Raw genomic sequence first — 10,146 nt, forward strand, 5'->3', positions numbered from 1 at the left:
TCAATCTCCGATTCCAACCCTGTCGGCAATCCAACCAGCGGCTTGCTGCAACGGTTCCCGCAGAAACCATGCGAAAAGCGCGGCAAGGGTTGCGCCGATCACGGCTTTGTTTTCGCTTGCGATTTCGCGCGCGGTGTCGATCATCTCAACGGCTTCACCCACGGCGCGTTCCTTCACGCGCCCCGGTGAAACCTCCAGCTTGGCGATTTCCAGATCGCCCCTGAATACGGCCAGCGCTTCGTCACGAAGTGCGCGGGCCGATGCGATGGATTCTGCGCTGCTCATCCAGCATTGCTCCCCTGTGTGAGCGCAGCCTTTGCGCGGCTGATCCTGCGCAAGGCAAGCACGAGGCACAGCCCGGCCAGAATGCCCAGCACCCCGCCGACAATCGCAAGTGCGCCCCACACGCCAACGTAGATGGCAAGCGCAATCAGCAGGCCCACGACCAGTGCGAGGAGAGTGAAGAATCCGAAGGCCAGCCCAAGAACGATCAGGACGGCAATCGCTTTCGCTTCGGTCAGGCCATAGGCTGCTTGGGCCTTGCGATAGGCGATCTCCGCTTGGATGAGGGTCTGCCCATCGTCGATCAAGGCCTTGATCGCGCCGCCTATGCCTTCGTTCTGTACCGAAGCCGGCGGTTCCACGCCGGGTTCGGTAACTTTGCTGTCAGTTTCGGTCATCAGGCTTCAGCCCCCGTTGGAGCCGCTGTCAGTCGTCCGACTTGCCGGAAAGCATCCGTGCGATCACGAAGCCTGCCACTGCTGCCACGCCAACGGCAACGCCGGGGCTTTTCTTCACGAAGTCCTTCACGTCATCGCCCAGTTCGTTAAGATCCTTGGCTTCCAGCTTTGCTGCGGCTTCCTGAATCGAGCGGGCGGCACTGCGCGCGTAATCGCCGTACTGGACGCCCAGCTTTTCATCGATGGTCGGCGCGGTGTCGGAAATGGTCTTGCCGAGCGTGGTCAGGGCATCGCTAGCGCGGGTCTTGCCTTCGACGGCGAGCGCCGCGCCCTTTTCCTTGGCCTGTCCGGCATAGACCTTGGCTTCGTCAACCCAATCGGCGGTAGTGCCGCTGACCTTTGCCTTGTAGGCCGCACCCTTTTCCATAGCTTCGCCCTTGAACGCTTCGGCGCCAGCCTTGGCTTCTTCGATTGCCTTGCTGAAGCGACCCTTTGCCGATTCAGCGGCTTGTTCCACGGCAGGTGCGATGGCCGCTACGGCGTCTTCAACCTTTTTCTTCGCGGCGCGCTTCTTGGGAGCGTCGGCGGGGGGCATCGTGGTTTCGGCCATGTCTCTTATCCCTTCGGCAGTTCGCGCGTTTGGTTTGCCCTCGATATGGGCTGTCTTTGCCATCTTGCTAGACCTGTATGACGGTTTGCAAGAGGATTGGGCCGATAGATCGACCCGGATAGGTATGTTGCACTGCAAACGCGGCTTGCCTGCCACGGTTCCAGCAGATAGGAGCCGCGCCAAACCTTGGCGCCGATTGTGCCGCCGCACTGCAGGGAGCAGACCATGACCGCGATCATCGACATCCATGCGCGTGAAATCCTCGACAGCCGTGGCAACCCCACGGTCGAAGTCGACATCCTGCTTGAAGACGGCAGCTTTGGCCGCGCCGCTGTGCCGTCTGGCGCATCGACCGGTGCGCACGAAGCGGTGGAACTGCGCGATGGCGACAAGGCGCGCTACCTTGGCAAAGGCGTGACCAAGGCGGTCACTGCCGTCAATTCGGACATCGCCGAGTGCATTCTGGGCATGGACGCCGAAGACCAGCGCGATGTTGATCTTGCGATGATCGAACTGGACGGGACGGAGAACAAAAGCCGCCTTGGCGCGAACGCCATTCTGGGCACCAGCCTTGCGGTGGCGAAGGCCGCTGCCGATGCGCGCGGCCTGCCGCTCTACAGCTATGTCGGTGGCGTTTCGGCGCATGTCCTGCCGGTGCCGATGATGAACATCATCAACGGTGGCGAGCACGCCGACAATCCAATCGATTTCCAGGAATTCATGGTCATGCCGGTGGGCGCGCCGTCGCTGGCCGAAGCGGTGCGTTGGGGCGCGGAAATCTTCCACACGCTGAAGAAGGGCCTGCACGAGAAGGGCCTCGCTACGGCAGTGGGCGACGAGGGCGGCTTTGCCCCGAACCTTGCCAGCACGCGCGACGCGCTGGATTTCATCATGGCTTCGATCGAGAAGGCCGGATTCAAGCCGGGCACCGACATCAAGCTAGCGCTCGATTGCGCGGCGACGGAGTTCTTCAAGAACGGCAAGTACGAAATCAGCGGCGAAGGTCTTTCGCTCTCGCCCGATGCGATGGCTGATTATCTGGCTGCACTGTGCGATGCCTATCCGATCATTTCCATCGAAGACGGCATGAGCGAGGACGATTTCGAAGGATGGGCTGCGCTGACAGCCAAGGTCGGCAAGCGCGTGCAGCTTGTTGGTGACGATCTGTTCGTGACCAACCCACGCCGCCTTGAAATGGGCATTGGCAAGGGTCTTGCCAATTCGCTGCTGGTGAAGGTCAACCAGATCGGCTCGCTAACAGAAACGCTGGAAGCGGTCAGCATCGCGCAGCGCAGTGGCTACACCGCCGTCATGTCGCACCGTTCGGGTGAAACGGAAGACGCGACGATTGCTGACTTGGCGGTGGCGACCAACTGCGGCCAGATTAAGACTGGTTCGCTTGCGCGGTCGGATCGTCTTGCCAAGTACAACCAGTTGATTCGTATTGAAGAAGAACTGGGCATGTCGGCACGGTACGCCGGTGCTGCGGCATTCGGTCGCCTTGGCGCCTGATCCGACAGGCAGATTACAAAAAGGCGGCGGTTTCCAGTGCAAGCCGCCGCCTTTTTGTGTGCGCCTAACGCTGATCGATCAATGGGCCATGCGAAGGGCGGGGGAGCCAATTTCCTCATCGCTGCGCATGTCGCCTGCGATTTCGGAGAAGTAGGCCACCATCTTTTCGTAGCCTTCTGCCGAAAGGCGAACGAAGACGCGGCGGGCATCGTTCATATCGTTCTCGCGGATGATCAGGGCTTTTTCTTCGAGCACAGTCAGCCAGCGAAGCGCTGTCGTTGCCGGAACAGCGGCGCCTATGCAGGCGCTGGTTACGGGCAAGCGCTTGCGTTCCTTAGCCGCGATGAACAGGTCAAGCAGTATGTCCCACGCCGGCTCCCCGAACAATGCGGCGTCCGCGAAGATGTTCCCCCGGCGGCGGCGGTCGCGATAAGTGGCGCGGGCAATTTCAGCCCACACCGGACTGTCCTTTACGGTGTGAGCGCTGGCAAATTCATCGCTGCGTCCTTCGCCATCGCTGGCTTCAAGCTCGTGCGCGATGGCGAGCAGTTCGTTGGCGGCGGCGATCAGGCGTCTGGCCTTTGCGCGAAGAAGATCCTTGCCCATCCGTTGGCAACCCCCTGTTGCAGTGTACGGGACCGGTGAAGGTTCGGTCTGTGGGGATGGGATCAATCAATCACATTGATGGGGCCATTCGGGCGTACCCTAAGTAGATGGCCCTATATTGCAAAGTGCGGCCCGATAATTTGTGTTATTTTACAAGGGAATGATGAACAATCGCAATCTCGAAATTCGGTATTGTTTCGCCAATTTGGAGCAGACTATAGTCTGTTGGTTTTGATCTGTCTCCGTTCTGGATTCAAAAGATACCGCCATACACCCCAGGCATTCACCAAGAGCAGTGCAGCGTTTTGGATGGCCACCGACGACGCGCCATTCGTTATTCCGGAAGCAATCCAGGCGATCGATACGACGACAAACAGCACAAAGCCCCAACCGGTGATGCGGCGGCCCATATCTAGAGCAACTAGTGTTGCTGCGATTATGGTACCAATGGAGGCAAACCATTCAAGAACGCCGTTCATGCTTTGCTCCACTGCCATCAATCCATGGCCACCGGACATCAACCACCATATTGACGCCCCGTTCCGGCAAAGCTGATTTAATCGGTCAATTGGAACGGGCTTCCCAAGACTGCATCGCTATGCCAGCCTTTGTGCGGGAGAGAAGGATATGGCAGACTTTCCGACACGACCGGACGAAGTGGACGCAGCGTGGATCGAGGCGCAACTCGACAAATCGGGCGTTCTGGGGGCTGCGCGTATCGTGTCGTTCGAATGGGAGGCTATCGGCACGGGGCAGGTGGGCGATACCGCGCGGTTCACAATGCGTTATTCAGGGGATGCAGGGCAAGCGCCGCGCACGCTGGCTGCGAAGTTTCCTTCCGGCGATGCCACCAGTCGCCAGACTGCGGCTGCGTTCTCGCTCTATCGCAAGGAAGTGCTGTTCTATCAGCAGGCCGCCAACCACATCGCGATGCGCGTACCGCGCACTTATGCGGCAATGCTGGACGATAACCTTTGCGATTTCGTGCTGCTGTTCGAAGATCTTGGCCCTTGCACTGCTGGCAACCAGCTTGCCGGTTGCACGTTGGCGCAGGCGGAGGCTGCAATGCGGCAGGCTGCCGCGCTTCATGCTCCGACGTTCGAAAGCTCGCTGCTTGATGCCGAATGGCTGCGACCGGATCCGCAGGCCAACGCAACTTTGCGCGCCCTCTATCTGCACGCGCAATCCATCTTTCGTGAACGCTACGTCAATGACTTACCAGCCGAACTTATGGCAATTTGTGAAGGATTGAACGACAATCTCGACCTGTGGTTTGATCGCGTACACCGGCGACGTAGCCTTCTGCATGGTGATTTCCGGCTCGACAATATGTTGTTTGATATCCGAGGGGGTACAGAGCCGATTGCGTTGGTCGATTGGCAGACCTGCGCGGTTGGTTGCAGCTTGACCGATATCGGATACTTCCTCGGTTGTGGCATCGGTTCGGCGCTGCGCCGTCCGAACGAGGTAGCCTTGCTGGACCTTTACTGCGCTGAAATGACCCGTCGGGGTGTTACCCTGACCCGCGACGACATCTGGGACGATTACCGCATTGCCGCACTTCATGGCGTGTCCACGGCGGTATTCAGTGCTGCTTTTGTTGTCAGGACGGATCGAGGTGACGCCAACTTCCTGTCAATGGCCAGAGGAAGCTGCGAACTTGCTCTGGAACACGATAGCCTTGGCGCGTTGAAGCGCAGGATGGAGCACGCCTGATGCTGACCAAAGGTGATGATTTTCCGCTGCATCAGACGCCTGAGCCGGTTGCCTATGCAGGAACCGACCGCAATTTCTATGACCGCTATTTCTTCAATGGATATGCGCCTGACGGATCAGGTTTCTTTGCAGTTGCTTTGGGAATCTATCCGCATCTAAACGTAGCGGACGCGCACTTTTCCTGCATTCGCAATGGTAAGCAGTACAATCTTCATGCTTCACGTGAACTGGGTATGGAGCGGCTTGATCTGTCGGTTGGACCGATTTCGATCGAAGTGATCGAACCTCTCAAGGTCTTGCGTGTGCGGGTGAATGGAGAAGGACTATCTGCTGATCTGACCTTCACGGGGCGAGCTTTCCCGATTGAAGAGCCGCGCTTTACCTATCGCATCGGTCCGCGCACCTTCATGGACTACACCCGCCTTACCCAGAATGGGCACTACGAGGGCTGGATCGAGGTCGATGGGAATCGTCGGGAATTGGCTTCGGGCACCGTCGGGACGCGGGACCGCAGCTGGGGAGTGCGGCCCGTGGGGCTGCCTGATGCGCAACCGCATGGGCACGGGGTTGTCTCGTCATTCTTCTGGCAGTGGACGCCGGTGAACCTGCCCGAACGCTCGCTGTTTTTTCATATCAATGCTGATCGTCACGGCGCGCCGTGGAACACTCGAGCAGTCATCGCGCCTGATGGTGCCGGGCAAGATGGCTTCTACGAAACGCCGGCCGCATCGATGCAGTCACCCATGCAACCGGGCACACGTTGGCCTGCTGGCGGGGAACTGTCGATCCAGCGCCCTGAAGGCCCGTTAACGCTGACATTCGAACCGCTGGTTCGGTTCCAGATGCGGGGTTTGGGATATACAAGCCCGAAGTGGGGGCATGGCTTCTACCACGGCACGCTGGTTGTCGAGCGTGAGGATCTCGTCCTTGCCAATCTTGATCCTATGGCGCCGACGCTTGAGAACCTGCACGTGCAGATTATCTCGCGCGTCATCACAAGTGATGGCGAGATCGGCATTGGTGGCTTCGAACAGCTTGTGATCGGCCCTTACGTGCCGTGGGGCCTCAAAGGATATGACGATCCGGGCTGAGTCCCCCAAGAAATAGGATCAGGGATAAGGATCAGGCCCAGCGTTCGCGCAAGGCGAGCAGGGCAAGTGCCGCCTTTGCTGCTTCGCCGCCCTTGTCTTTCTGCTTTGGATCGGCGCGGACAATCGCCTGAGCTTCGTTTTCCACGGTAAGGATGCCGTTGCCGATGGCCATGCCGTCCATCGTCAGCGCCATGATTCCGCGCGCGCTTTCGCCTGCCACGATCTCGAAATGATAGGTCTCGCCACGAATGACCACGCCAATTGCCACGTAACCTTCGTAATCGCCTGATTGGTCGGCCAGCGCGATTGCGCCCGGAATTTCGAGCGCGCCCGGCACGGTGATGACGTCGGCCTTGTGTCCGGCGGCCTTGATTGCCGCCTTTGCGCCTTCGATCAGCATGTCGTTGAGGTGGTCATAGAAGCGGGCTTCGACGATCAGGAACTTTGCCATGAGTTTCGGTCCTCAAGATGATGATGTCTGACGCATTCTATGCGTTATTCGTGGGCCGCCCTACCGCCCCTGCAAAGACATTGCCACGACAATCGAGTCGCAGAGTTCTGCCGAGGAGAGTGCGCGGTTTTCCGCGGCGATTCGGCATTCTCACAGTGTAGCGTTTCATGCAAGGCGACGACATCACATTTTGATGTCATGCATTTTCATGCAATCCTCGCCAGAATGGTCGCAATTGCAACGTCCTTCCCTTACGGAAACCCCTATTTTTAATTATCCGGTTGACAAAGATTCCGCCCCGTTATGTCCTGTGTCTCAGGTAGCCTGCAGCCAATGACGGGCACCGCTGGAGAGAGAGGTCTGAGCTATGAGGGGCAAGCTTTCCCTGCTGGCTGGCGTATGCATCGCCGCCGTTTCCGCACCCGTGTTCGCGCAGGAAGCACCGCAAACTGCCGATGACAATTTCGGCCTGGAAGAGATCATCGTTACTGCACAACGTCAGGCACAGCGCCTGCAGGATGTGCCGATTGCGGTCAGCGCATTTTCACCCGAAGCTCTCGACAAACAGCAGATCCGCAACACTTTGGATCTGCAACTCTCGCTGCCCAACATCACGTTCACCAAAACAAACTTCACCTCATCGAGCTTTACCATTCGTGGTATCGGTGACCTTTGTGTGGGCGTGACCTGCGATCAGGCAACCGCAATTCACCTCAACGATTCCCCCCTGTTCGCCACGCGCCTGTTCGAAGGAGAATTCTACGATCTGGCGCAAGTGCAGGTTTTGCGCGGGCCGCAGGGCACCTTGTTCGGCCGCAACGCCACGTCAGGCGTGGTCGATCTGATCACGGCCAAGCCGGATCTGAGCGCGTTCGGCGCTTCAGGGGATGCCGAATATGGCAATTACGATTCCGTTCGCCTGCGCGGCATGGTCAACCTGCCACTGGGCGCTTCACTTGGGGTTCGCCTCGCCGGTTTTTATCTGAATCGCGAAGGGTATACCAAGAACCTGTTCGACAATTCGCGGATCGACGATCGCAATATGTACAGCGTTCGCGGCTCGCTCCGTTTCGAACCGGGCACGGGCACGACGATTGATCTCATGGCCCAGTATTTCCATGAGCGCGACAATCGTATGCGCATCCAGAAGCAGGTCTGCCAGACCGATCCGACAGGCATTTTGGGCTGCCTGAACGCGAATTTGCCGTATGGCACCACCAACGGCAATTCGACCCTTGCATCGGTTCTGGGATCACGAGAGTTTTTTGCGATCCGCGGTCTGCCGACGGCCTTCGCATCAGGCAGCCTCTACGGAACTGACACCTATTCGGGCGTCGTCAACCCGGCAGACCCGCGCGTGGTCAATACCGATACCAAGCCGAGCTACTTTACCGAAGAACTGATCGTTGTGGGTTCTTGGGATCAAGAACTTGGCGGAGGTCTCAACCTCAAGCTGACCGGCAACTATCAAGACGTGAAGGTTGATTCGAGTCAGGACTACAACAACTCGGTACAAAGCCGCGCGTTGATCCAGCCTTCGCTGAACACTCTGGCTGCTGCGCAGGCCGGCTTGCTGGGGGCAGGATTGCAGCGCTATCTCGGTCCGGTTGCAGCGGCGCTCATGCCCAATGGTCCTGCCGGTGTGATCTGCACCTCTGCGCCAGTGGAATCTGGCACGGGCGTGTTTGGCGGCAATAGGGTCTGCGGCATGACCCCGCTCGATTTTGACCGATCGGTGCAATACAACAAGAGCTGGTCGGCTGAAGCGATCTTCAGTTCTGACTGGGACGGCAAGTTCAACTTCCTGCTGGGCGGTATCTACAGCGATTATTCGCTCAGCGAAAACAGCTACTATGTGAACTCGTTCGGCCTCGATTATTTCACGGGCGTAGTAGGGGCGTTTTCGGCTCTCGGTGCCGGTGCGCCACCATCCTATCTGGCAACGCCGTACTTCCGCAACAATTCGGATCAGCTCGACATTAAGAGCTACGGCATTTTCGGTGAAGCCTACTACAAGTTCGACGACCGGGTGAAGCTCACGCTGGGCCTGCGTTACAACAACGACGACAAGAAAATCCGCGCACGGACGACTCTGGCCAACTTCCTGACGCCGTTCGGGACCGCTGATGTGTTCAGTTCGCCTTTCGCCGGCAGCTTCGATGCGGACCCAAGCCTCGCCGGAAACCAGCTTTTCCAGAACCGCAGCGCGAAATTCAAGGAGATCACCGGGCGTGCGGTGCTGGACTTCCAGATCACGCCGGATAACCTCGTCTATCTGTCTTACTCACGAGGTTACAAATCGGGCGGTATCAATCCGCCGCTTTCACCGATCTTCACGGTGCCGGAATCGTTCAATCCTGAATTTATCGATGCTTTCGAAATCGGCACAAAGAACCAGTTTGGCGGCCTGACGCTGAACCTCACCGGCTTCTACTACAAGTACAAGGGCTTGCAGCTTTCTCGCATCGTTGCGCGCACTTCGGTGAACGACAACGTGAACGCGAATATTTGGGGCCTTGAAGCCGAAGCCGTGATGCGCCCGGTACGCGGTATGACGGTGAATGTGTCCGCCAGCTACCTCAACACCAAGGTTTCGCAGGACAAGTTCCTTGCCAACCCGCGTGACTTCGGTGCTGGCCGTGCAGATGCGGTGATCATCAAGGACATCACCAACGCGGCTAACTGCGCCGTCGCGTCTACGTCGGGCAGCGTTGCAGGGGTCAATGCCTTTGTGAACACAGTGAACGCCCAGATCAACGCAGGGGCGATCCCCGGCGTTGCTGCTGGGGCCGGGCTGCGACCCACCACGTCGTTCGGTGCCAACAGCGGTATCGCTTCGACCGGGGCCTACAGCATTTGCGCCGCGCTTGAAGGCGTGGCGGCTGCCACGGGCGGCGGGGCGCCGTTCGGTGGGGTTCAGGTGTTCACGTCGGGCATTCCGGTGAACATCAAGGGCAACCAGTTGCCGGGAGCGCCAAACGTCAAGGTATCTGGCGGGGCGGAATACGCGATCCCGCTTGGTGGCCTGACACTGACCCCGCGTGCCGATTTCATCATGACCGGCACGTCGACGGGCAGCATCTTCAACGGCAACATCAACCGCATTCCAAGCTACACGCAGGTGAATGCCCAGATCCAGTTGGATGGCCCGGAGAACAAGTGGTTCCTGCGCGGGTTCATTCAGAACGTGGGCAACTCCAACCCGATTACCGGCCTCTATATCACCGACCAGTCATCGGGCAATTTTACCAATATCTTCACACTCGAACCCCGCCGCTATGGCGTCGCTGCAGGGTTCAAGTTCTAGGATATTTCGACGTCAACCAGACGCGAAACACTATGCGCCGGGGCCTTCGGGTTCCGGCGCTTCTTTTAATGGCCTTGACCTGCCCCCCGGCAGTCCCTCGATCATAACGAGAGTCCAGCGGTTAAATACGATGGCCCGGACGCCTGCACAAGCGCGTCGGGCATGATGCTCTC

Annotated in this window: 10 protein-coding genes; 4 read left to right on the plus strand and 6 right to left on the minus strand. The window is 58.6% G+C overall.

The genetic code is table 11. The annotated features are described in order from the left end of the window. From HGI47_RS16080 to HGI47_RS16090, 3 genes are read right to left on the minus strand one after another with little or no spacing between them, the layout of a single operon-like run. A complete protein-coding gene (locus HGI47_RS16080; protein WP_168853791.1) occupies positions 1 to 285 on the minus strand; it encodes a hypothetical protein in 285 nt (94 codons plus the stop codon). Beyond that, entirely contained in the window at positions 282 to 680 is a 399-nt protein-coding gene (locus HGI47_RS16085; RefSeq protein WP_168853792.1) for a phage holin family protein, read from the minus strand. The genes HGI47_RS16080 and HGI47_RS16085 overlap by 4 nt, the downstream gene beginning before the upstream one ends. Before the next feature lie 28 nt (positions 681 to 708). Then, on the minus strand, positions 709 to 1,353 hold the full coding sequence (locus HGI47_RS16090) for a hypothetical protein (protein ID WP_240950233.1): 645 nt from the start codon (positions 1,351 to 1,353) through the stop codon (positions 709 to 711). A 162-nt stretch (positions 1,354 to 1,515) separates the two neighbouring features. Between HGI47_RS16090 and eno the strand changes: the two genes are divergently transcribed. Next, positions 1,516 to 2,802 carry a phosphopyruvate hydratase gene (gene eno, locus HGI47_RS16095; RefSeq protein WP_168853794.1) on the plus strand — a complete coding sequence of 429 codons (1,287 nt, stop codon included), beginning with the start codon at positions 1,516 to 1,518 and terminating at the stop codon, positions 2,800 to 2,802. 78 nt (positions 2,803 to 2,880) lie between these two features. Here eno and HGI47_RS16100 read toward each other — a convergent pair whose 3' ends face one another. Beyond that, positions 2,881 to 3,408, minus strand: coding sequence for a MarR family transcriptional regulator (locus HGI47_RS16100; protein WP_168853795.1), 528 nt, complete (start codon positions 3,406 to 3,408; stop codon positions 2,881 to 2,883). Between the two features lie 215 nt (positions 3,409 to 3,623). Further along, positions 3,624 to 3,887: a hypothetical protein gene (locus HGI47_RS16105; protein WP_168853796.1), complete on the minus strand. Its 264-nt coding sequence runs from the start codon at positions 3,885 to 3,887 to the stop codon at positions 3,624 to 3,626. 148 nt (positions 3,888 to 4,035) lie between these two features. On the opposite strand from HGI47_RS16105, the gene HGI47_RS16110 reads away from it, so the two are divergent. Together HGI47_RS16110 and HGI47_RS16115 are read left to right on the plus strand one after the other, a co-directional pair. Continuing rightward, positions 4,036 to 5,124 carry a phosphotransferase family protein gene (locus tag HGI47_RS16110; RefSeq protein ID WP_168853797.1) on the plus strand — a complete coding sequence of 363 codons (1,089 nt, stop codon included), beginning with the start codon at positions 4,036 to 4,038 and terminating at the stop codon, positions 5,122 to 5,124. After that, positions 5,124 to 6,215 carry a hypothetical protein gene (locus HGI47_RS16115; protein WP_168853798.1) on the plus strand — a complete coding sequence of 364 codons (1,092 nt, stop codon included), beginning with the start codon at positions 5,124 to 5,126 and terminating at the stop codon, positions 6,213 to 6,215. Before HGI47_RS16110 ends, HGI47_RS16115 begins: the two co-directional genes overlap by 1 nt. A gap of 31 nt (positions 6,216 to 6,246) precedes the next feature. On the opposite strand, the gene ribH is transcribed toward HGI47_RS16115, so the two are convergent. Then, complete coding sequence (gene ribH / locus HGI47_RS16120) at positions 6,247 to 6,666, minus strand: 6,7-dimethyl-8-ribityllumazine synthase (RefSeq protein WP_168853799.1); 420 nt, start codon at positions 6,664 to 6,666, stop codon at positions 6,247 to 6,249. 367 nt (positions 6,667 to 7,033) lie between these two features. Here ribH and HGI47_RS16125 point away from each other — a divergent pair, with 367 nt between their 5' ends. Then, entirely contained in the window at positions 7,034 to 9,973 is a 2,940-nt protein-coding gene (locus tag HGI47_RS16125; RefSeq protein WP_168853800.1) for a TonB-dependent receptor, read from the plus strand. Positions 9,974 to 10,146 lie beyond the last annotated feature (173 nt).

The organism is Novosphingobium sp. ERN07, assembly GCF_012641335.1.
GTDB lineage: Bacteria > Pseudomonadota > Alphaproteobacteria > Sphingomonadales > Sphingomonadaceae > Novosphingobium.

Coding starts and splice junctions, on each gene's coding strand:
- HGI47_RS16080 (WP_168853791.1), bottom strand. CDS start 285: ATGAGCAGCGCAGAATCCATCGCATCGGCCCGCGCACTTCGTGACGAA.
- HGI47_RS16085 (WP_168853792.1), bottom strand. CDS start 680: ATGACCGAAACTGACAGCAAAGTTACCGAACCCGGCGTGGAACCGCCG.
- HGI47_RS16090 (WP_240950233.1), bottom strand. CDS start 1,353: ATGGCAAAGACAGCCCATATCGAGGGCAAACCAAACGCGCGAACTGCC.
- eno (WP_168853794.1), top strand. CDS start 1,516: ATGACCGCGATCATCGACATCCATGCGCGTGAAATCCTCGACAGCCGT.
- HGI47_RS16100 (WP_168853795.1), bottom strand. CDS start 3,408: ATGGGCAAGGATCTTCTTCGCGCAAAGGCCAGACGCCTGATCGCCGCC.
- HGI47_RS16105 (WP_168853796.1), bottom strand. CDS start 3,887: ATGAACGGCGTTCTTGAATGGTTTGCCTCCATTGGTACCATAATCGCA.
- HGI47_RS16110 (WP_168853797.1), top strand. CDS start 4,036: ATGGCAGACTTTCCGACACGACCGGACGAAGTGGACGCAGCGTGGATC.
- HGI47_RS16115 (WP_168853798.1), top strand. CDS start 5,124: ATGCTGACCAAAGGTGATGATTTTCCGCTGCATCAGACGCCTGAGCCG.
- ribH (WP_168853799.1), bottom strand. CDS start 6,666: ATGGCAAAGTTCCTGATCGTCGAAGCCCGCTTCTATGACCACCTCAAC.
- HGI47_RS16125 (WP_168853800.1), top strand. CDS start 7,034: ATGAGGGGCAAGCTTTCCCTGCTGGCTGGCGTATGCATCGCCGCCGTT.